Genomic DNA, 20,648 nt, shown 5'->3' with positions numbered 1-20,648 from the left:
GGTGGAATCGCTTGCCCGCAGGGTGTTTGAACAGGTTTCAATAGCCAGTTGCTGGCACGCGGCACAGGTGTAAAGCATGTCTTTATCCGAAACCGGTTCCCGCTTTCGGGAGACATGCTCTAACCGACCTGTCCGGCGGCTTTCGGCGCTGCCTCTTCGCGCAGGCCGCCAATGTCTTCTTCCGCCCTGTAGAACCCGGCCAGGATGGCAAGCGCCGCGGCCTTGTCGCGATCGTGCGTGGCGGCAACCAGCGCCGGCAGGGCCGCCTCGATCTTCGGCCATTCGACGACGCCTGTCCTGAGGCCAAAGATCTTGGCGGTGTCGAGCTTGACCACCTCCTCGTTCTCGGCGTGCAGCGTCTCGTGCAGCTTCTCGCCGGGCCTGATGCCGGTGAAGCGGATCGGAATATCGGTGTAGGGGCTTTTGCCGGCCATGCGGATCATGGTTTCGGCGACTTCGAGGATCGGCACGGGCTTGCCCATGTCGAGCATGTAGATGGCGTAGTCATCCGCGCCCCGGCGCTGCTCGGCATCGGCGGCCGACATGATGACGAGATCGACGGCCTCGGCCATGGTCATGAAATAGCGGGTCATGCGCCGGTCGGTGATGGTGACCGGCCCGCCGGCCTCGATCTGCGCCTGGAAGATGGTCGCCACCGAGCCGTTGGAGCCGAAGACGTTGCCGAAGCGCACGGCGATGAATTTCGTGCTCGAACGACGCAGATCGGGAGCGCCGGCATGGCCGTTCGCCGCGCCGGCACGCGGCGGCGGCGACGCCGCCTCGGCCTCATGCAGCGAGGAGACGATCTGCTCGGCCGCCCGCTTGGTGACGCCCAGCACCGAAGTCGGATCAACGGCCTTGTCGCTGGAAATCAGCAGGAACTGCGGCACCCCGCATTCGGCGGCGATCTCGGCGCAGGCGAGCGTGCCGAAGACATTGGTCGCGATCGCCGCTTCCCAGTTCTCCTCGAGCAACGGCACGTGCTTCAGGGCCGCGGCATGAAAGATGATCGCGGGTTTGAACTCGTTGACGAGGCGCGTCATGTGAGGCCGGTCGGTGACGTCGACGATGCGGCTGGTCAGCCGGTCGCGGTCGGCGTCGTCGGTCTGCTGATCGAGCTGGAAAATGCCGAACTCGGAATTATCGGCCACCAGCACCGCCTCGGCGCCCAGCTCCAGCGCGCGCTTGACGAGCACACGGCCGATGGAGCCGGCGCCGCCCGTGACCATCACCCGCTTGCCGCCAACGAAGGCGCCGATGCGCGTGGTGTCGGTGGCGACCGCGGAGCGGCGCATGATGGTTTCCATCTCGACATCATCGAGAACCAGCTTGCCGCCCTGCCCCAGTTCCGACAGGCCGGAAAACTGGACGACGGCGATGCCGCTGTGGCGGGCGACGCGCACCAGCTCGGCATAGTCCTCGATCTCGCGCTCTACCCCCTGGCCGAAGATCAGAAGGTCGAGGCTTTGCGTCCCCTTGACATAGTCTTCCAGCACCTCGACCAGGCGCGGCCTGAGCGCCACGACCGGAACGCCCCGGATCCGCGTGCCGAGCGGCGCGTCGCTCTCGGTGGCCATGATGCCGGCGATGGCGTATTCGGCAGGCTGGGCCGTGCGGGTAAAGCGGACGATCACGTCCGCCTCGCTCAGCCGGCCGATGAACAGCGCCTGCTTGGTCGGGGCATCGCTGGCGGCGCGGCGCAAGATGCGCCAGCTCGCGCCGTCACGCAGGAAGCGATAATAGAGCCTGGGCGCCGAGATGATGGTGAAGGAGACCAGGAAGAAGACGATGAACTGGCGCTCGTTGAGGCCGGCGACCGGCTGGAAAAAGAAGCGGAAGGCAAGCGAGGCCAGATAGAGCACCACCGTCAGGCTGCCGCAGCCCTTAAGGATGTTGAAGAAATCGGGCGTGGAGGCAAAGCGCCAGACGGTGTTGTAAAGGCCGCTGGATCGGAACAGCAGATGGGCGATGAGCACGATGAGCGCCCAGCAGGCCAGCCCGCCGGCGGATAGCGCGTCGAACGACAGCCGCGACTGCGACAGGACGAGGCTGAGAGCAACCGCGACCAAGACCATGACGAGGTCCTGGACCATGATGATGGCGCGCCGCATCCTCGGTCGGAGTTCCGATACGGCTTCTACGTATGCGGTCATTGGGCAGTACTGACTCCAGGCGCGGGGATACTATCAGAACGGCCGCGGACAAAACATCGTCCACCGCCACTTCAGATTGCAATTCCCCGACCCCGTCGCCCGGTTACCGCCTTAGCGCGGAGAGGGCGGAAGGGCTAGAGGTTTTTTGGGCGATATTCGATTGTGCGAATGATTTGACTAAGAACGGCAATAACTCAGGCTGGATTGCCAGTCGTTCAGAGAAACTGTCGGATGCCCAATAGGGAAAGCTAATAAATGTCACGATGTGACGATCCGGCTTCACTAAGCCGCAGCACGCTGCCATGCCTGTCGCAATGGCTATGAGTCGCTGACCGCGGTGCCGATCAGGTCTGCCGAAGCGGTTTTGGCCAGCCCCTTGGCTCACGGCGTTCCCCAAAATGACGCCGGCCTATCGCGTCCGAGCCGGAATCTCAACAGTTGTGCTGTGGTCCTGGCTTTCCGCTGTTTCCGCGATGCAAGTATTCTTAACTGAGTGATGTCAGAATCATCTGAATTCCGAATGTTTGCGGGCGAACACGCCGGAATGAATAAGACACGCTGTCGAGTTGTTGATGACGAAGCCGAATGCCGTTCCGATGAATGATCTCAAGCGCCTGTACCAGCGCTATGAGGTAGAAATCGCGCGCGAAGCAGCGAGCACGCTGCGGTCCGGATGGTGGCTCAATGGCGCGGCAGGGAAGCGATTCGCAGCGAACTTTGCGACGTTTGTAGGAGCCTCGGATTGCATCCTCGTCGCAAACGGAACGGACGCCCTTGAACTCGCTTTACGCTCTGTCGTCGGGCTTGACGATGCGCATGGACGCGAGGTGATCGTGGCGGCGAATGCCGGGGGATATGCCAGTTGTGCGTGCTGGCACAACGACCTCATTCCACACTACGTCGACATCGAGCCAACTAGCCAACTTGTAAGCGTCCAATCGGTGCTGGAAGCGACGAGTACCGACACAGCCGCGATCGTCGTTACCCATCTTTACGGCGGCGTGGTCGATGTTCCCGCTATCCGGGCAGGACTTGTCAATGCCGGCATGTCGCACATACCCGTCATTGAGGATTGCGCCCAAGCACATGGTGCTCGCATCAGGGATGAAACGGCTGGATCACTTGGAGACATCGCCACTTTCAGCTTCTATCCAACCAAAAATCTCGGCGCGATGGGTGACGGTGGCGCAGTCCTCACCTCCAGCCCAAGACTGGCGGAGCGCGTTCGTCAGCTTCATCAATATGGCTGGAGTTCCAAATACCATGTGGCCCTGCCGGGAGGGCGCAACTCTCGCATGGACGAGGTCCAGGCCGCGATTTTGGATGTGCTTCTTCCGGAGTTGAACAGCCGCAACGAACAACGCCGTAGCATCCTTGGCCGATTTAAGGCGGTTACCGGGCGCCGGCTCAAATTCCTGGACGGCGGCAACGGCGCCGTCGCACACCTCGCGGTGCTGCTGTGTGACGACCGTGACGCATTCCGCACCTTCATGAAGGAGCGCGGCGTCGATACCGATGTCCACTATCCCGTGCTCGATTGCGATCAGGTTGGTTGGGCTGCCCTGCCCATGAAAGGGACCGAAAATCTCGCAATTTCCCGGGCAAGCATCAGTCGTCTCTGTTCCGTCCCGTGCTACCCGGACATGACGAATGATGAGGTCGAGCAAGTGTGCGGGGCCCTGACCGAATGGGAGGCAATGTGACTGCGCGCTCTCTTGTTTTTCCCATTTACCGCAATGAGCCGAACCTCCCTTCCCTGTTGCGGGCTGTCGCCGATTTCGACGCCCTATACGAGGGCGACATCGAGTTTGTCTTCGTCATCGATGGGTCGCCCGATCAGTCGGGCGGCCTGCTGGTCAGGGCTTTGAAGGACGCAAGCTACAGGTACAAGATCATATTTCACAGCCGGAATTTCGGTTCCTTCACGGCCATTCGGACGGGGCTCGAGCATGCGTCCGGCAAACATGTGGCCGCGATGGCGGCCGACCTGCAGGAGCCGCCCGGGCTCATTGTCGAATTCTTTTCGATGCTGGAAAAGGACGCGGCCGACGTCGTGTTTGGCCGCAGAACCGGCCGCGACGACCCCCTTCTGACACGTTTCCTGTCCCGGGCCTTCTGGAGCGTTTACCGCAGGCTGATTTTGCCCAGCATGCCGAGCGGCGGCGTCGACATATTTGCCTGCAACCGCCAGGCTCTCGATGCGATCCTGTCAATCGAGGAGCCAAACAGCTCGCTTGTGGTTCAGCTCTTCTGGGTTGGGTTCAGGCGGGAGTTCGTGCCTTACCGCCGGCGCGAACGGGAGCATGGGAAGAGTGCCTGGGGCATTGGGCGCCGGCTCAGATATATGATGGATTCGATCTTCTCGTTTTCCGACTTTCCGATCGTTCTTACGCTGTGGGTGGGGATCGCCGGCTGCATTCTCAGCCTTGTGTTTGCGGCAATCACCGTCGTCGCCCGCTTGCTGGGCAAAATCGACGCGGCCGGATACACGACGCTGGTGCTGCTGATCGTGGGATTTGGATCAGCGATCCTCGCGGTGCAAGGCATCCTCGGCTGTTATCTTTGGCGGGCGGTTGAAAACACCAAATCGCGGCCATTGCGGATAATAAGCCGCATTGTTGACGGGACCTCCGCATGAACGACAAACCATTTTTTGTTCACGACCGCGGTATGTGCGAAAGCACGCGCGTCGGCAATGGCACGCGCATATGGGCGTTTGCCCACGTCCTCCCGGGGGCCGTGATCGGCGCGAACTGCAACATCTGCGATCATGTCTTCATCGAAAACGACGTGACCGTCGGCGATGACGTCACGATAAAAAGCGGCGTTCAGCTATGGGACGGCGTTCGGCTGGGCAATCGCGTGTTCGTCGGTCCGAATGCCACCTTCACCAACGACCGCTTCCCGCGTTCGAAACACTATCCGGAGCAGTTTCTCCAGACGATCGTCGAGGACGGCGCGTCGATCGGCGCCAATGCAACGATCCTGCCGGGCATAACGATTGGCCGCCAGGCGATGATCGGCGCCGGCGCCGTAGTGACCAAAAACGTCCCGGCCAATGCCGTGGTGGTCGGAAATCCGGCCATCATCGTCGGCTATCAGACCGGCCCGCAGGTCGAGCCTGTGATGACGCAAGCGGCCCCCGGCGCTGCAGGCGACAGGATGGCGCTCGGGGTCGGCGGATGCGAGCTCTGGCGGCTGCCGCACTTCAGCGACCTTCGCGGCGAGCTGGCGCCGCTCGAGTTCGGACAGAACCTGCCTTTCAAGCCCTTGCGCTCGTTTCTCGTTTACGGCGTTCGTTCCGACAAGGTCAGGGGCGAGCATGCGCACCGCCAGTGCCAGCAATTCCTGATTGCCTCCCATGGTCGCCTGTCGGTGGTCGTCGATGACGGCCACGGCAGAAAGGAAGTGTCGCTGGCGGATCCCTCGGTCGGGCTCTACCTGCCGCCCGGCGTGTGGGGCATCCAGTACAAGTTCCAGCCGGACACGGTCTTGCTCGTCATGGCCTCGCATCCATATGACGCAAGCGACTATATCAGGGACTATTCGGATTTCCTCGCGACGGTCGGGCCGGATGACCGCTGACCGGATAGGCTCGGATGCAATCCGTTTTCTTGCGGCGGGAGGACTGAACACCGCGCTGACGAGTGGCGTCTACTTTGCCGGCCTGACGATCGTGTCGTCGGGCGTTTCCTACACCATTGCCTGGCTGGCAGGTCTCGCATTCGTAATGGTGTTCTATCCGGATCGCGTCTTTCCCGGAGGGCGCACCGGCTTCGCAGATCGGCTGGCGGTCGGCGGCTCGGTCGCGGTGGTATTTGTAGCCGGGTTGGCGACCCTTCATTTTCTTGAGCGAGCGCTGCAAAGCCAAGCGGCGGCCTTCTTTGCAACGCTTGTCGTCACGACGATGCTCAATTTCCTGGTTTCCCGATGGATACTCCGCAGACGATACTGATACGCCCCTCCTCGATCCGGGCGGCGGTCTCGGTGGCCATGATGCCGGCGTATTCGGCAGGCTGGGCCGTGCGGGAGAAGCGCACGATTATGGCGCGCCACGGCTTCTACGCATACAGTCATTGGGTAGTACTGACTCCGCGCATGAAGATGCATCAGAACGGCGCCGGACAAAACATCGTCCACGCCACTTCAGATTGCAAATCCCCGGCCCCGTCGCCCGGAGCTACTCAAGAGACTGAGTTATTTGCCGATAGGTCCGCTCGAAGGCGAACGCCTTGACCGCGGTCTTTTGCCTCTCTGTTGGTGGGGGGAGCCCTATAAAATCCGCAACTTCGCAAAGCAGAGCCTCGGAGTTCAATGCAGCCCGCTCATAACTCACAAGCAAAGTCGGCCACTGCAATCTTTGCAGCAACTCCCAGTATCTGCCGAAGCGAAGCAGCGCCTGCTCGAAGGCCTGTTCTATCGAGCCCTGCGTTTGGCTGAGCTCTGACTGCGCAATCGCGGCCATATCGCGGTTGACGAACAAGACGAATGGGTTGCGTAGAACGTCCGATATCGTCTCAAGGTAGAGATCGGCTGAAGGATCTTTCCAGCCCCAAAGCTCATTTGCATCATTTCTTGCCAGAACTAACTTCCTAAGCTTCTCCGTTACCATTTGGGACGCGTCACCGGTCGGGTTGCCATCTAGGTCCCGCCCTTGCGCCAGATTGACGAGTTCGATGTCTTCGTGATTGAGCGAGTCTGCGGCAGTGCCCATTGGCACGCCCAATATCCTGGCCGCGCCAGCAACAAGACTAGTTCCTCCCCGCCCACAGCCAACTACTATTAAGGTTCTTTGGGAGCTGGCCGCCTCAAGCCTGATCGCCTTATGTGATGTAGCCATCTTTGTCGTTATCGTTCCGATGTTAGCACCCGGCCTCGCCGTGTAGCGCGTGCCGACGGGCGCTGACATTAAGCCGGCTTTCGCTCCCCGCCTAGCTTTTGGTTTGCCGGAACGCGGATGCGCTGCTTGAAGAAATTCACGTGCCTGGCGGTGAGCGACTGATCCCAGCTACGAGGATATTTCATAGCTTTCGCGAACCTAAAGCGCGCCTCCAAATCCTGGCTTCTGGACTTTGCCAATTCCAATGCCGAAACGATCTCATTCAGCCCCGGCGCCGCCGGAATTATGTTTCCATTCAAGCTCTGCAGATAGCCCTCGGTCTTCGTCTTGAAAGTGTTCGTCACGACGACGCATCCCGACCCAGCCAAATCCATCGGTATCATGCTTGGATGCGGCGAAGCCATCAAGGTAAGGCAGATATCGAAGCTGGCAACTTCTTCGATATACGTGCTTAGATCCATTCTGGGCAGCGAAAGCGACCGAACGCCTGGAAGTAATTCAACAACACCTTCACCAAGACCCATCCCAACACAATCCCATTCATCAGGGTCGAATATTCCTGACCTGAACGCAGTCGAGAGAGCCAACGCTGTCAATTCAAACATATTCCGATCCACAACCGGACGAGAATAAAAGACTATCTTTTTCTTTTTCTTAGCTCGGTTACGCTGAATGAATAATTCCTTGGGTAGAAGATTGGCCGAGCATGCGTTGTTGAAGAATGTATGAGAAATGCCTCGATGCCTGATCCCACCAATGTCATTCTCAATAAAGAAATTCATAAGGCTCTCACTGGAAAAAATTGCGTGATAATCCATTTCGTAGGTTCGATCGGCAATCGCATGCAAACTATTTGCTGGATAAAATAGCGATTCGTAATCTTGTATAAGGTATATAAACCTATCATTTTCGGTTAAAGACTGTATTTTCTCCGCAAAATAGGCAGAATACCAGACGGTCGCGACAGCACAGTCGTACTTTGAGATACAAAGCGGCGACCGTCTTTCGCCGATATACTCCACCTCCAATTCGTCAAATATATTTTCCATTCCAGGATACTTCAGAACTTTCTCCCTAAATTCTGAAATGTTGAAATAGAAGTTATCAAACATTACAAGACGAACGTTCACGCCAGTCTTGCGCAGGAAAAGCGCCATCTGGAAGACGCCAAAAAAACCCGCGGAGATCGATTTAAAATCGAAAGCCGGAACGAGAACGTTGATCGTCTGCGGCCTGCGCTCATCAATTTTGACCTCCGGCAAATCGTAGACACGGTTCAGTCGTAGATTGAGGAAATCGCGATCATAAATGTGGTTCGGAGGCGCGATCGCAGGAACCAGTGGGAGACCCGCGAGATAAGAGGACTGCAGATCTGCAAGGAGTCCAAAGCGGTGAGCCGCAGAGAGGCAAAGGTAGGCAAACCGACTCTTGTAGCTCTGGAGTTGGACATGCGGATCGAAGACCTTGTGATAGGACTGCTTCAACTCCTGGTGCCCAAACAACCGCGATCCCGCGCCGGCAAGCGCTGTAGTAAGCCGTCGACGCATTACCTGAAAATCTCCTCTCTAACGATTCGACCCTTTTCGAGATATACTGCCGAGTGACACATGGAGCGGATCAATGCATCCGAATGAGACGCCAGAACAATAATGGCCGCGTCGTTCAGCCAACGGTCCATCCGATCGCGCGCCTTCTTCTGGAAAGATTCGTCGCCGGTTCCCAATCCCTCATCCAGGAGCACGATGTCGGTTGGGTAAGCCGTAACAGCTGAAAATGACAATCGTGTCTGCATGCCTGCCGAGTATGTGCGGACGGGAAGGTCGATGAAGTCGCCGAGCTCCGAAAAATCGATGATCGACTCAATCTTCTGCTCAACTTCTTTTGGCGATATTCCAGCCATAAGGCTCTGAAGCCGGACAAACTCTCGTCCGGTAAGTTCGGGAGACAGACCCATCGACGGCTTTATTAAAACGGCCGTATCTCCCTTAATAGTGGCAATCCCACTCGTCGGCTTCAAAATACCTGCCAGCACCCGGAGCAGCGTCGTCTTGCCGGCACCATTGTGCCCGCACAGGCCCAATCGCGTACCGGGCTGAAGGTCGAGCGAAACGCCGTCGAGCGCGGCCACCTCGAAACGACCGGAATCACTCGCCAAAAGACGACCGCCGGTCGTAAATCTGAGGGCCGCCTGCTTGAGCGAACGGTTAGCGGGGGCCGACCAGATCGGGATTCGAACCGCGACGTCAGATAGTCGAATCGATGGCTGTGACATTGGACTCCAATTTACTGCTGGCTTCAGAGTTCAGAGCCAATAGGGAATTCGGTGCTGAGTTCTTCGATAAAGCCCGTATGCGGCGAGGCTGCCCAGCAAAGCGATCGCGGCAGAAACCAGTACGCTTGTGTAGTCTGTGCCACCATTTAGAATCGGCGTGCGCGCGGCGTCGATCATGTAGGTGATGGGATTGAAAACCAGGAATAGCGATTCAGAGGGTAGAACCTTCGCTGTCCAAAGGATCGGCGATAGTATGAAAAGCAACTGCATCGCCGATGCTGTGATTAACGGTACGTCCCTGAACCTCACCGAAACAACCGATACAATGGACGATATCCAGGTCGCGTGAGCTATCAGCAACGCGACACCAATACCGAACATTGGAAAATTTAATCCAACGTTCGGATAAGCTATTAACATCGTCACCAAAACAACCAACAGATTGTGAAGAAGTATCATAAAATTCTTTGTGACACATCGAAATACACAAGAAGCCGGAGACATTTTTGTATTCAAAATTAGGTCATGAGCGTTAATTACGCTGTCAGCACCTTCGACCACAGTTGCCGAGAGGAATTGCCAAAGAACTATGCTCGTCGCCAAATGGTGCAGGTATTCTTTTATTGGCTGGTTGAGCAGAACTGCATAAAGAAAGCCAACCGATGCAGCAAATATCGCTGTATTCAAAGCTATCCAAAGGGGACCGAAGGTCGAGTTTCGGTAACGAAGCGTTATGTCGAACTGAGCAAGCCGAAACCACAGCGTTGACGTATTTGAGATCATCTTCATCCCTTCAGAGTGGCCGCTGTAGCTTCCGCAGCGCCGCCCCGTAGCCTGCTCACTACTTCCTCGGTTGCCTCCCGCCACCCCGGCGCCTGCCACCCGAATGCAGCCTCAAACTTCGCGCTCGACAGTCGCGAATTTTGCGGGCGCCTGGCCTTGGTCGGATAATCCGCCGTCGCGATATCGCGCACTTTCGCGTACGGACCACCAAACGCTCGGCTTTTGTCGAGGATGTGACGGGCAAAGCCGCTCCAGTTGGTGTCGCCCTCGCCCGCCAAGTGATAGACGCCGAAGGCGGCGAAATTCCTGTCGTCGCCCAGCTTCGGCGCCGCATGCAGGATCGCTTCGGCGATGTCGAGCGCCGAGGTCGGATTGCCCCACTGGTCGGCGACGACCGATATCTCGTCGCGGTCTGCGGCCAGCCTCAGCATGGTCTTGACGAAGTTCCTGCCGAAGGGGCTGTAGACCCAGGCCGTGCGCAGGAGGACGTGGCGCGGGTTGGCGGCCGCCACGGCCTCTTCGCCGGCGAGCTTGGAGGCGCCGTAGACGCCGAGCGGGGCGGTCGGGTCGGCCTCGACATAGGCGCCGTCCTTGGCGCCGTCGAAGACATAGTCGGTCGACAGATGGATGACGGGGACGCCGAGCCTTGCCGCGGCTTCCGCCACCTTGCCGGCGCCGGTTGCGTTCACCGCGAAGGCCAGGTCCTTCTCGTCCTCGGCCTGATCGACGGCGGTGTAGGCGGCGGCCGAAACGAGGATGTCGGGCCTTGCCGCTTCAAGGGCCGCGAACACCGTGTCGGGCCGCGCAAGGTCGAGCGCCGGCCGGCCGACGGCGACGACCTCGATATCGTCGCGGTTCCGCGCCGCCTCGACCAGGCTTGCGGCGACCTGGCCCTCGCGTCCAGTGACGGCAAGCCTCACGTGGTTACCTTCCTGCTCTCGGCCGCGTTCCCGGCCGGGCTGCTTTGGATCGGACTGTGTTGGCTCTTTGCGACTGAACCGTGGCCCAGCCGCTCGCCGGCGTAACGCTGCTCGCGGATCGGCCCCCACCACCATTTGTTGTCGAGATACCAGTCGACGGTCCTTGCCAGGCCACTGTCGAAATCCTCCCGCGGCGTCCAGCCCAGCTCGCGCGCGATCTTGGAGGCGTCGATCGCATAGCGGCGGTCATGGCCGGGGCGGTCGCTGACGAAGGCGATCAGCTCGCGATAGCGCTTACCGCCGGCGCGCGGCCGCCTGAGGTCGAGAAGATCGCAGATCGCCTCGACCACGCCGAGATTGGTGCGCTCGGAATTGCCGCCGACATTGTAGCTCTCGCCCGGCTGCCCCCTGGTGGCCACCAGCTCAAGGGCGCGCGCGTGATCCTCGACGAACAGCCAGTCCCGCACATTGGTGCCGGCGCCGTAGACCGGCAGCGGCTTCTCGTCGAGCGCATTGAGGATGACCAGCGGGATCAGCTTCTCCGGAAAATGATAGGGGCCGTAATTGTTGGAGCAGTTGGACAGCACCACCGACAGGCCATAGGTCTCGTGCCAGGCCCGCACCAGATGGTCGGAGGCCGCCTTGGAGGCCGAATAGGGCGAAGACGGCGCATAGGGCGTCTCCTCCACGAACATGCCGCCGTCGAAAGGCAGGTCGCCGAACACCTCGTCGGTCGAGACATGGTGGAAGCGGAAGCCCGCTTTGCGCTCGTCGGGAAGGCCGCGCCAATATTCCAGCGCGGCGTTCAGGATGCGGTAGGTGCCGACGATGTTGGTCTCGATGAAGGCGCCCGGCCCATCGATCGAGCGGTCGACATGGCTCTCGGCGGCTAAGTTCATGACGATGTCGATGTCGTCGCGGCGCAAGATCTCCAGCACCGCGCGCTCATCGCGGATGTCGGCCTGCTCGAAACGGTAATTATGCGCGTTCTCGATCGGCCTCAGCGAAGCGAGGTTGCCGGCATAGGTGAGCTTGTCGAGATTGGTGACGCGGTAGGCCGGATTGGCGCACAGATGCCGGCATACGGCCGAGCCGATGAAACCGGCGCCGCCGGTGACCAGAAAATTCATGCCGCCGTCCCTCCTCACGCGAACACCTCCGCCGCGGTCAGCAGCGGCGCGTTACGGTCCTTATCCGACAGATGGAAACCGCCCGCGATCTCCGGCCATTTGATGCCGATCGCCGGATCGTCGAAGCGGATCGAGCGGTCGTGCGCGGGCGAGTAGGTGTCGGTCACCTTGTAGAGCACCTCGGTATCCGGCACGAGCGTGACGAAACCATGCGCAAAGCCTTTCGGCACCAGGATCTGGTTGCCCTTGTCGGCCGATATCTCCAGCGCTTCCCATTTGCCGAAAGTGGGCGAAGAACGGCGGATGTCGACCGCGACATCGAGCACGCTGCCCCGGATGACGCGCAGCAGCTTGGCTTGCGCGCGCGGCGGCAGCTGGTAATGCAGGCCGCGCAGCACGCCGGCCGCGGCGGAATAGGAATGGTTATCCTGCACGAAGGCGAGATCGATGCCGGCTTCGGCGAAGCGCTCCGCATTCCAGGTCTCGCTGAAAAAACCGCGCGCATCGCCATGCCGCTTCGGCACGATCTCCAGCACGCCGTCGAGGCCGAGCGGCCTGACCTCAAGCACCTTGATGCTCCATCAGATCGGCCACGCGCCGGCGCAGATAGGCGGCATATTCGTTCTTACCGAGCCGCGCGGCGCGATCCAGAACCTTGTCGGCGCTGATCCAGTGCTGCTCCAGCGCAATCTCTTCCGGGCACGCAATCTTGATGCCCTGGCGATGCTCGATCGTGCGCACGAAAGACGATGCCTCGAGCAGGCTGTCATGCGTGCCGGTATCCAGCCAGGCATAGCCGCGGCCGAGGCGGTGGACATGCAATTTGCCACGCTCGAGATAGACATTGTTGACCGCCGTGATCTCGAGCTCGCCGCGCGCCGAAGGCCGGATCGTCGAGGCGATGTCGACCACATCGTTGTCGTAGAAATAGAGACCGGTCACGGCCCAGTTGGATTTCGGCTTTTGCGGCTTCTCCTCAATCGTCAGCGCCTTGCCGGTGGCCTTGTCGAAGGAGACCACGCCATAACGCTCGGGATCGTCGACATAATAGGCGAAGACCGAGGCGCCGCCATTGCGCGTCGCCGCCTCGCGGCAGAGCTGCGACAGGCCGCCGCCGAAATAGATGTTGTCGCCGAGAATCATCGACACGCTGTCCTTGCCGATGAAGTCGCGGCCGATGATGAAGGCCTCGGCGAGGCCGTTGGGTTGCGGCTGCTCGGCATAGGACAGTTCCAGCCCGAATTCGGAACCGTCGCCCAGCAACGCCTGGAAAACCGGCAAGTCGCGCGGAGTTGAAATGACCAGAATCTGGCGAATCCCAGCGAGCATCAGCACGCTCAGCGGGTAATAGATCATCGGCTTGTCGTAGATCGGCAGTATCTGCTTAGAAACCGCTAATGTAAGCGGGTAGAGGCGTGTCCCGCTGCCACCCGCAAGGATAATTCCTTTCAACAAGCCTCTCCTTGAACTACCGCGGCCCCCGCCTCGACGCCAAGTTGCCCGTGCTTAGGTTTCGGACGCTTGCTTGTCAATGTCGGCTTCGACTGCTTCCCGACGTTACTTAACCCCTTGCTACCATCCGGCATGCGGTGGTTTCGAGCGAAATCCGACCGTGCCATGAAAAAGGGCCGGCAGGCGCTTGTCGCCCGCCGGCCCTTTTGCGTCAATCTGGCTCAGCCGCGCTTGAGCAATGTCCACACGGCCGGCACCAGACTGGCGGCCAAAGCCACCTTGATCAGGTCGCCGACGATGAAGGGCAGGACGCCGAACTGCCAGGACTTTTCCGGTCCGATGAGCATCGCCAGCCAGGCAAAGCCCATGGCCATCATGACCACCTCCGCCGTCAGCATGGCGCTGAACAGCTTGAAGGGATTGCGGTCCCAGCCGCGATCGGCGGCCCAGCCGGCGATCGCGGCCATGACCACGAAGCCCGCGAGGTAGCCGCCGGTCGAGCCCAGCATATAGGCGACGCCGATGCCCTTTTCCGGCGTGCCCTGGAAGACCGGCAAGCCAAAAGCGCCCTCGGCGAGGTAGAGAAGGAGCGTCGCGACGGCAAGGCGCAGGCCGAAGGCAGAGGCAATCAACAGCACGGCCAGCGTCTGCAGCGAGATGTCGACCGGGCCGAGCACCACTTTGGTCTTGGCCGAAAGCGTCAGCAGCAGGGTTCCGGCAAGCGCCAGGAAGAGCTGGGTCGCGAGCCGGGCAGCGCCGCGATCCGGCAGGGTGAGAGAAACAAGCGGGCGCATCGTGGTTGCAGTTGCCATGGTCTTCCCCGTTCTGGCTAATTTATTGGGTGGCTGATTTGCTGGCTTTTAAACCGCACCGCGCAGAAACGGATCCAGGCGACGCGCTTTAAAAATTCGTCTTGATCTATGTCGTTCTCCCAAAACCGCGGCGCAGTTTTGGGCAACATGCATTGATTTTCCTATATTGGCTTCCGTATCGGACGGCAATCATTTTGCCGCATCGCAACGGAGCACGCCGGCATGGCCCTTGAATTCGACACCAGCTTCGATCCCGCCTATGGCCGGGCGGTTGCGGTTGCGCCGGGTGTGCTGCGCGTCACCTCCAGAAATCCAAGCCCGTTCACTTTCCACGGCACCAACAGCTATCTCGTCGGCCGCGACACACTGGCGGTGATCGATCCAGGGCCGGACGACGACGCCCATCTCGAAACGCTGCTTGCGGCGATCGCTGGCCGTCCTGTCAGCCACATCTTCGTCAGCCACACCCATCGCGACCATTCGCCGCTCGCGGCGCGATTGAAGGAGCTGACCGGCGCCCCGACGCTTGCCGAAGGCCCGCATCGGCCGGCCCGCGCTTTGCGCATCGGCGAGGTCAATCCGCTCGACGCCAGCGCCGACCTGGACTTCGTTCCCGATGTCGTGCTGGCCGACAATGCGCTGACCGAGGGCGACGGCTGGGCCATCCGCACCGTGCTGACGCCCGGCCACACCGCAAACCACGCCGTGTTTGCGCTCGAGGGAACCGGAACCCTGTTTTCAGCCGACCATGTCATGGCCTGGTCGACCTCGATCGTCGCGCCGCCCGACGGCGCCATGGCCGACTATATGAGCTCACTCGACAAGCTTTTGGCGCGCGACGATCGCTTGCTTTTGCCTGGCCATGGCGGAGCTGTGGCCGCGCCCCAAAGCTTCATGCGCGGCCTGAAGACGCATCGCAAGATGCGCGAAAGGGCGATCCTGGAACGCATCCGCGCCGGAGATCGGACGATCACGGAAATGGTCGCGGCGATCTATCGCGACACCGACCCGCGGCTGCACGGCGCAGCCGGCCTGTCGGTGCTTGCCCATCTCGAGGACCTGGTCGCGCGCGGACTGGTCGTCACCGACGGCGATCCGGCCATAGACGGCGTTTTCGCACCCGACGCATAAGTCCGGAGCGCTTTACCGTTTCACCGAAAACAGCGAAGCGCTCCCACTTCCTTTTTGACGCAATTCCGGACGGAAACCGCTTCACACTTTTCCCGGAATTGCTCTACTCGGCTGGCGCAGCGCCGACCTGCCCGGCGACCTCCTGGTCGAGCTCGCCAAGGAAAGCCGTGATGCGGGCGGCGTTGTCTCCGAGGTCGTAGCGGCCGTAGCGCGAGGCCGAGCGCATGTCGACGATGACCTGCTCGCCGTCGTCGGTGATGCGGATGGCGACGTCGGCCGGCAATCCCAGCACGAAGCCCTTGGCCAGCGCGTTGATCGTCGCTTCGCTTTGGCCGTTGATGTCGGGATAAGGCGCCGTCAACTGCCAGTCGCGGCGGTCGAGCACGGTTTCGACAGCGTCAACGACGGTTTCGAAAGGCAGATTGTAGCTGCGCCCGCTGACCAGCGGATAGGCCTCCGCCTGCAGGGCCTGTTCGCCCGGCGTCGGCGGCGACAGCTCGTTCATGTCGGCGGTGCGGTCGCTGATGTCCAACGCCGGCGGATCGTCGAGATCGGTCGAGATGTCACGCAGCGGCGGATAGATCGTGGCCCAATAGACCGCGACGCCGTAGGGTGCTAGCACCAGAAGCGCCAACAGCGCGCCGATGGAGAGATCGCGGCCGCCGCGATCGCCGAAGCTCCAGACCCGCGACAGGGCGAGGCCTGCCAGCAACAGGGCAAGCGCCGCCAACAGTGCTACGACCGCCAGCACCCACAGGAAAGGCGGCGTCTCGATGAGATCGAGCCGATAGCCGGCCACGACGGTCAGCAGAAGGACGAGCGAAAATGCGCCGATCCGCCGCGACCAGCCGGCCGCCCTCGACGTCTGCCGTTCAGGAATTGTAGCCATTGTCTGCCGCATTACCCCAGTCCGAACCGAGACTTAGAGGTTTTTAGCGCGGGCTTGAAGCCGAAGATCGAACATTTTTCGTCAATCCGTCGGCAGGCGGTAATCCTTGAACTGGGCGCGCAAACTGGTCTTCTGGATCTTGCCGGTGGCGGTGTGCGGGATTTCGCCGACGAAGGCCACGTCGTCGGGCATCCACCACTTCGCCACCTTGCCGCTCATGAAGGTCAGAATGTCGCCCTTGCTCGGCTCCCTGCCGGGCTTGCGCACGACGACGAGCAGGGGCCGCTCGCCCCATTTGGAATGCGGGATTCCGATGGCCGCCGCTTCCGCCACGTCCGGATGGCCGACGGCGAGATTCTCGAGATCGATGGTCGATATCCATTCGCCGCCGGACTTGATGACGTCCTTGGCGCGGTCGGTGATCTGCATATAGCCGCTGGCGTCGATATGGGCGACATCGCCGGTGTCGAACCAACCGTCGGCGTCGAACTGCTCGGCGCCGTCGCCGCCATAATAGGCGCGGGCTACCGCGGGGCCGCGCACCTTGAGATGTCCGAAAGTCTTGCCGTCCCAGGGTAGCGCGTTACCATCGTCGTCGGTCACTTTCATTTCGACGCCGAAGGGCGGAAAACCCTGCTTGCCCTGGACATCGAGCCGCGCCTCGCCGGTCCGCATCTCATGTTGAGGCTTCAAGGTGCACAGCGTGCCCAGCGGCGACATCTCGGTCATGCCCCAGGCATGCACCACCTGCACGTCGTAATTGTCCTGGAACTTGGCGATGATGGCACGCGGGCAGGACGCCCCGCCAATCACGACCTTCTTCAGATAAGGCAGCTTCTTTCCGGTCTCCTCCAGATATTGCAGCAGCATCATCCAGACGGTGGGCACGGCGGCGCTGAACGTCACCTTTTCCGTGTCGAGCAGTTCATAGATCGAGGCGCCATCCATCTTGCAGCCCGGCATCACCAGCTTGGTGCCGATCATCGGCCCGCTCTGGCCGAGCCCCCAGGCGTTGGCGTGAAACATCGGCACGACAGGCAGGACGACATCGCGCGTCGACAGGCCCATGGCGTCGGGCATCGCCGCCATCATCGCATGAAGCACATTGGAGCGGTGGCTGTAGAGAACGCCCTTCGGGTCGCCCGTCGTCCCGGAGGTGTAGCACATGCCAGCGGCGGTGTTCTCGTCGAACGTCTTCCAGGTGAAGGCGCCGTCGGCTTCGGCCAGCCATTCCTCGTAGGCGACGGCATTCGCCAGAGATGTTTGCGGCATATGCGCGTGGTCGGTCAGCACGATAACCCGTCGCAGCGATCTGACCGCGCCGGCTATCTTTTCCAGGAGCGGCACGAAGGTCAGGTCGACGAAGATCGCGTTATCCTCGGCATTGTTCATGATCCAGGCGATCTGCTCGGGAAAAAGCCTCGGGTTGAGCGTGTGATAGATCGCGCCAATGCCCATGATGCCGTACCAGGCCTCGATATGGCGGGCCGTGTTCCAGGCGAGGGTCGCGATGCGGTCGCCCAGGCTGAAGCCGTCGCGCTCCAGCCGTTGCGCCACCTTGAGCGACCGGTGATGAATCTCGGCAAAGGTCGTGCGCACGATCGGGCCTTCGATCGAACGCGACACGACCTCCCGGCTGCCGTGCTGGCGTTCCGCATGGTCGAGCAGCTTATGGCAAAGCAGCGGCCATTCCTGCATCAATCCAAGCATCAATTCCTCCCTTTGCGCATTCGCGTCATTTGTTTCACGCATTGTGAAACGAACCGGCGGTTTGTCCAGCCGCCATAAGTCGAAGCCGGTGGATGGATCGAAGGACCGGGAAAACCGCCATAATCCGGCCATCGTCGCCGTTAAGCTTCATTAACGGGCTGGGTGAGATTGGCGAATGGAGAGATTCGCATGGACGCGCAGCTCGATGAAAAAGCCCTCGAAAGCACGCTTGCCGAAAGTCTGGACGATCTGACGCCGGACATCAAAACCGTTTCCGAAGATGAATTTGCCGAAGTCGTCGGCGGCGCGCTGGAGGCCGTCGGCGGAACGTTACTGTTCAAGATGCGGGTCGAAAACGGCGCGGAGGGCGAGCATGTCGCCGCCGCCTGCATCGGCGACGCCGGCAACCGCCAGTTCCTGCTGCTGACGCTGCCGACCAGCGGCGGCGCGCTCAAAGTCGAAGCCGCAGCGCGGAGCACCAATCCGGTCGCAGGCATTGCCGCCGCCTATGCCGGCCTTATGGATGCCTTCAAGACGGCCGCCTGACGACTGGAAAACAGACGTGCAATGAATGGTGATGACACCAAGCGGAACGCGCGCTTGCGCGATGCGCCTGGCCGACACATGTAAGTTCTCCGCAAGGAGACCATTCATGGACAAGCTCGCCAACCCAGCTCCCGGCTTTCAGCGCAATCCCGACAAGGTGATCAGGGTCGAACCCTATCGCGGCGGCGTCACCGTGCGCGCGGGCGACACCGTCATCGCCCGATCGACCAGGGCCAAGGTGCTTTCGGAACCGCCCTATCCGGCCGCCTTCTACATCCCCTTCGACGACATCGACTTCAGCAAGCTCGCCGGCACCGAGCACTCGACGCACTGCCCGTACAAGGGCCATGCCAGCTACTGGAGCGTCCAGCCGGCCGGCGAGGCAGGCAAGAATGCGATGTGGGCTTACGAGACGCCATTCGACGAAATGGCCGAATCCGCAATCACGGCGCGTTCTATACGAACAAGGTGACGGTCGAAGCCGAACCGGGCTGAGCCTTCGTTGGCCCGCCAGACGGCACCTCAGTCCGTCGTGCCGTCGTTGCCTATACCCTCGGCATCGTCGAGGCGTACGAAGGTCATGCCCTTTTGCTTCAAGGCGAGCAGGCCCTGAACCACGCCCTCGCCGGCGGCATGGGTCGGCTGGTTGATATGGGCGATGATGACGTCGCCGTCCTTGGCGGCGCCGATGCGGCGCGCCGTTTCCTTGGCGCCGAGCAGCGAGCCGCCGTCGCCGTTGACCGAGAAGCCTGCGATCTTGAAGCCCAGCCTGCGGATCATGGCGATCGCCGAGGGGCTGTATTCGGCCGTGGCGCCGCGGAACCATCTTGGCGCCGGCCCGCCTGCCCCGGCAAGGGCGGCGGCGCCGGATTCAACCTCGGCCTGCACGGCGTCCGGGCTGCCGGCGCTGCGGATGCCGTAGATCTTCTGCGGCGTATCGACTGCCGGAATGTGGCGGCCGCCATGGTTCTCCAATTCGAACAGATCAGGATGCGCCCGCATGATCTCGACGGCTTCGGCATTGCGCTTCAGCCAGATGCCGGTAACGAAGATCGTCGCCGGTATCCTGTTGTCGACAAGCGCCGAAAGTATCCTTGTGTCGGTCTTGCCGCCGCAGGCATCGAGCGTCAGGGCAACGCGACCGCCACCGCCTTCAACGCCCTGCGGCTTCACATGCAGCGTCGGCTCGAGCAGCGTCGCGGCATTGCCCGCCGACGCCGCGAACAGCGACAGCGCCATTGCGCAAAGGGAGTTTCGAAACAGGCCCATCATTCGTTCCAAACCGGCGCGATCGGGCATTCTCCGCGCTGCGCCAAAAACTTGTCCCTACAAAACCGGCATCTAGGCGAAAATCGGGACGGCAAACAGCGCAAAAAGCAGCAGTCGCGAAAATTTGCTTTCGCCTTACACCACGGCCTCCGGGGCCATCTCCGTTCGCGCCAGCAGTTGGAGCACGGCATCGACGACCGTGTCGGCCTCCAGGCGCCAGACGCAACACGCCTTGTTGGGGTCCGGCCGTTCGCACAGGTCGCCGCCGACGCAGTCGCAAGGCATGGCCGGGCTCACCGCGATGCTCGGCACGCCGACCGGTCCCCAGTGAACGGGGCTCTGCAGGCCGAACAGGCCGACGACGGGAGTGCCGACCGCGGCAGCCATGTGCATGGGGCCGCTGTCGTTGCCGAGAAACAGCCGCGCCTGTTTGAACAACGCCGGTAAGGTCTCAAGCGGGAGCGCTCCGACAAGGTTGACGATCCGTGTCTTCGCAGCCGCCAGGATCTTTTCGACCACCTCGTTCTCGTCCGGGCTGCCGACCAGAGGGACGTCCAGACCGGTTTCGGCCGATATCCGGTCGATTGCGGCGGCAAAGCGCTCGGGCTGCCAGCGGCGCCCGGGGAAGCTTGCCCCGGCATGCACGGCGACGAAGGCGTTCGGCCGAAGGTGGAACTTGTCCAGCAGCGCCAAGGCTTTCGTCGTCTCCAACGGCAGCGGCTGGATGTCGGGATCCCGCAC

Annotated in this window: 19 protein-coding genes and 2 pseudogenes; 7 read left to right on the top strand and 14 right to left on the bottom strand. The window is 61.1% G+C overall.

Translation table 11 applies throughout. The features are described 5' to 3' along the window. Positions 1-119 precede the first annotated feature (119 nt). On the bottom strand, positions 120-2,153 hold the full coding sequence (locus tag LB528_RS09275) for a UDP-N-acetylglucosamine 4,6-dehydratase (RefSeq protein ID WP_224714631.1): 2,034 nt from the start codon (positions 2,151-2,153) through the stop codon (positions 120-122). Positions 2,154-2,725: 572 nt separating this feature from the next. Between LB528_RS09275 and LB528_RS09270 the strand changes: the two genes are divergently transcribed. Genes LB528_RS09270 through LB528_RS09255 form a run of 4 tightly spaced genes read left to right on the top strand, consistent with a single transcriptional unit; the run spans position 2,726 to position 6,108 of the window. After that, positions 2,726-3,856: a DegT/DnrJ/EryC1/StrS family aminotransferase gene (locus LB528_RS09270; protein ID WP_224714630.1), complete on the top strand. Its 1,131-nt coding sequence runs from the start codon at positions 2,726-2,728 to the stop codon at positions 3,854-3,856. Next, positions 3,841-4,791: a glycosyltransferase family 2 protein gene (locus LB528_RS09265; protein WP_224714629.1), complete on the top strand. Its 951-nt coding sequence runs from the start codon at positions 3,841-3,843 to the stop codon at positions 4,789-4,791. Before LB528_RS09270 ends, LB528_RS09265 begins: the two co-directional genes overlap by 16 nt. Next, positions 4,788-5,738: a WxcM-like domain-containing protein gene (locus LB528_RS09260; RefSeq protein WP_224714628.1), complete on the top strand. Its 951-nt coding sequence runs from the start codon at positions 4,788-4,790 to the stop codon at positions 5,736-5,738. Before LB528_RS09265 ends, LB528_RS09260 begins: the two co-directional genes overlap by 4 nt. Further along, positions 5,728-6,108 carry a hypothetical protein gene (locus LB528_RS09255; protein ID WP_224714626.1) on the top strand — a complete coding sequence of 127 codons (381 nt, stop codon included), beginning with the start codon at positions 5,728-5,730 and terminating at the stop codon, positions 6,106-6,108. Before LB528_RS09260 ends, LB528_RS09255 begins: the two co-directional genes overlap by 11 nt. A gap of 225 nt (positions 6,109-6,333) precedes the next feature. Here the strand turns inward: LB528_RS09255 and LB528_RS09250 are convergent, their stop codons facing one another. The 9 genes and pseudogenes from LB528_RS09250 to LB528_RS09210 form a co-directional block, all read right to left on the bottom strand. After that, positions 6,334-6,867 carry a hypothetical protein gene (locus LB528_RS09250; RefSeq protein ID WP_224714624.1) on the bottom strand — a complete coding sequence of 178 codons (534 nt, stop codon included), beginning with the start codon at positions 6,865-6,867 and terminating at the stop codon, positions 6,334-6,336. Positions 6,868-7,061: 194 nt separating this feature from the next. Then, positions 7,062-8,540 (bottom strand): hypothetical protein, encoded by a 1,479-nt coding sequence (locus tag LB528_RS09245; RefSeq protein ID WP_224714622.1) that lies wholly within the window; start codon positions 8,538-8,540, stop codon positions 7,062-7,064. Beyond that, positions 8,540-9,100, bottom strand: a pseudogene (locus tag LB528_RS09240) (ABC transporter ATP-binding protein); the annotation flags it as partial. The gene LB528_RS09245 and the pseudogene LB528_RS09240, both read right to left, overlap by 1 nt. A 195-nt stretch (positions 9,101-9,295) precedes the next feature. Beyond that, on the bottom strand, positions 9,296-10,048 hold the full coding sequence (locus LB528_RS09235; protein WP_224714619.1) for an ABC transporter permease: 753 nt from the start codon (positions 10,046-10,048) through the stop codon (positions 9,296-9,298). A gap of 2 nt (positions 10,049-10,050) precedes the next feature. Continuing rightward, on the bottom strand, positions 10,051-10,968 hold the full coding sequence (rfbD, locus tag LB528_RS09230) for a dTDP-4-dehydrorhamnose reductase (RefSeq protein WP_224714618.1): 918 nt from the start codon (positions 10,966-10,968) through the stop codon (positions 10,051-10,053). Then, entirely contained in the window at positions 10,965-12,098 is a 1,134-nt protein-coding gene (gene rfbB / locus LB528_RS09225) for a dTDP-glucose 4,6-dehydratase (RefSeq protein WP_224714617.1), read from the bottom strand. Before rfbB ends, rfbD begins: the two co-directional genes overlap by 4 nt. Positions 12,099-12,112: 14 nt before the next feature. Next, entirely contained in the window at positions 12,113-12,667 is a 555-nt protein-coding gene (gene rfbC / locus LB528_RS09220; protein WP_224714616.1) for a dTDP-4-dehydrorhamnose 3,5-epimerase, read from the bottom strand. Further along, on the bottom strand, positions 12,660-13,550 hold the full coding sequence (rfbA, locus tag LB528_RS09215) for a glucose-1-phosphate thymidylyltransferase RfbA (RefSeq protein WP_224714615.1): 891 nt from the start codon (positions 13,548-13,550) through the stop codon (positions 12,660-12,662). Before rfbA ends, rfbC begins: the two co-directional genes overlap by 8 nt. 221 nt (positions 13,551-13,771) lie before the next feature. Further along, entirely contained in the window at positions 13,772-14,362 is a 591-nt protein-coding gene (locus LB528_RS09210; RefSeq protein WP_224714614.1) for a biotin transporter BioY, read from the bottom strand. A 222-nt stretch (positions 14,363-14,584) separates the two neighbouring features. Here LB528_RS09210 and LB528_RS09205 point away from each other — a divergent pair, with 222 nt between their 5' ends. Next, positions 14,585-15,493, top strand: coding sequence for an MBL fold metallo-hydrolase (locus LB528_RS09205; RefSeq protein ID WP_224714613.1), 909 nt, complete (start codon positions 14,585-14,587; stop codon positions 15,491-15,493). Between the two features lie 103 nt (positions 15,494-15,596). On the opposite strand, the gene LB528_RS09200 is transcribed toward LB528_RS09205, so the two are convergent. Beyond that, positions 15,597-16,382 (bottom strand): DUF1499 domain-containing protein, encoded by a 786-nt coding sequence (locus tag LB528_RS09200; protein ID WP_224515493.1) that lies wholly within the window; start codon positions 16,380-16,382, stop codon positions 15,597-15,599. Positions 16,383-16,463: 81 nt separating this feature from the next. After that, a complete protein-coding gene (locus LB528_RS09195; RefSeq protein ID WP_224714612.1) occupies positions 16,464-18,092 on the bottom strand; it encodes a fatty-acid--CoA ligase in 1,629 nt (542 codons plus the stop codon). Positions 18,093-18,281: 189 nt separating this feature from the next. Here LB528_RS09195 and LB528_RS09190 point away from each other — a divergent pair, with 189 nt between their 5' ends. Further along, positions 18,282-18,638 carry a hypothetical protein gene (locus tag LB528_RS09190; RefSeq protein ID WP_224714611.1) on the top strand — a complete coding sequence of 119 codons (357 nt, stop codon included), beginning with the start codon at positions 18,282-18,284 and terminating at the stop codon, positions 18,636-18,638. A gap of 106 nt (positions 18,639-18,744) precedes the next feature. Further along, positions 18,745-19,133: pseudogene (locus LB528_RS09185) on the top strand (DUF427 domain-containing protein). Between the two features lie 27 nt (positions 19,134-19,160). Here LB528_RS09185 and LB528_RS09180 read toward each other — a convergent pair. Together LB528_RS09180 and LB528_RS09175 are read right to left on the bottom strand one after the other, a co-directional pair. Then, positions 19,161-19,907: a polysaccharide deacetylase family protein gene (locus LB528_RS09180; protein ID WP_224714609.1), complete on the bottom strand. Its 747-nt coding sequence runs from the start codon at positions 19,905-19,907 to the stop codon at positions 19,161-19,163. 135 nt (positions 19,908-20,042) lie between these two features. Further along, complete coding sequence (locus tag LB528_RS09175) at positions 20,043-20,648, bottom strand: glycosyltransferase family 9 protein (RefSeq protein ID WP_318012289.1); 606 nt, start codon at positions 20,646-20,648, stop codon at positions 20,043-20,045.

It is taken from the genome of Mesorhizobium sp. CA4, assembly GCF_020165075.1.
In the GTDB taxonomy this organism is placed as follows: domain Bacteria; phylum Pseudomonadota; class Alphaproteobacteria; order Rhizobiales; family Rhizobiaceae; genus Mesorhizobium.
Note: the sequence above shows the minus strand (reverse complement) of the source record. Positions and strands in the feature narration are given on the sequence as shown.

Bases quoted from the DNA above. Each gene is read 5' to 3' on its own strand.
- LB528_RS09235 (WP_224714619.1), bottom strand. From the start codon at position 10,048: ATGATCTCAAATACGTCAACGCTGTGGTTTCGGCTTGCTCAGTTCGAC.
- LB528_RS09200 (WP_224515493.1), bottom strand. From the start codon at position 16,382: ATGGCTACAATTCCTGAACGGCAGACGTCGAGGGCGGCCGGCTGGTCG.
- LB528_RS09180 (WP_224714609.1), bottom strand. From the start codon at position 19,907: ATGGGCCTGTTTCGAAACTCCCTTTGCGCAATGGCGCTGTCGCTGTTC.
- LB528_RS09275 (WP_224714631.1), bottom strand. From the start codon at position 2,153: ATGACCGCATACGTAGAAGCCGTATCGGAACTCCGACCGAGGATGCGG.
- LB528_RS09270 (WP_224714630.1), top strand. From the start codon at position 2,726: ATGACGAAGCCGAATGCCGTTCCGATGAATGATCTCAAGCGCCTGTAC.
- LB528_RS09265 (WP_224714629.1), top strand. From the start codon at position 3,841: ATGGGAGGCAATGTGACTGCGCGCTCTCTTGTTTTTCCCATTTACCGC.
- LB528_RS09205 (WP_224714613.1), top strand. From the start codon at position 14,585: ATGGCCCTTGAATTCGACACCAGCTTCGATCCCGCCTATGGCCGGGCG.
- LB528_RS09260 (WP_224714628.1), top strand. From the start codon at position 4,788: ATGAACGACAAACCATTTTTTGTTCACGACCGCGGTATGTGCGAAAGC.
- LB528_RS09245 (WP_224714622.1), bottom strand. From the start codon at position 8,540: ATGCGTCGACGGCTTACTACAGCGCTTGCCGGCGCGGGATCGCGGTTG.
- LB528_RS09195 (WP_224714612.1), bottom strand. From the start codon at position 18,092: ATGCTTGGATTGATGCAGGAATGGCCGCTGCTTTGCCATAAGCTGCTC.
- LB528_RS09210 (WP_224714614.1), bottom strand. From the start codon at position 14,362: ATGGCAACTGCAACCACGATGCGCCCGCTTGTTTCTCTCACCCTGCCG.
- LB528_RS09250 (WP_224714624.1), bottom strand. From the start codon at position 6,867: ATGGGCACTGCCGCAGACTCGCTCAATCACGAAGACATCGAACTCGTC.
- rfbB (WP_224714617.1), bottom strand. From the start codon at position 12,098: ATGAATTTTCTGGTCACCGGCGGCGCCGGTTTCATCGGCTCGGCCGTA.
- LB528_RS09190 (WP_224714611.1), top strand. From the start codon at position 18,282: ATGGACGCGCAGCTCGATGAAAAAGCCCTCGAAAGCACGCTTGCCGAA.
- LB528_RS09255 (WP_224714626.1), top strand. From the start codon at position 5,728: ATGACCGCTGACCGGATAGGCTCGGATGCAATCCGTTTTCTTGCGGCG.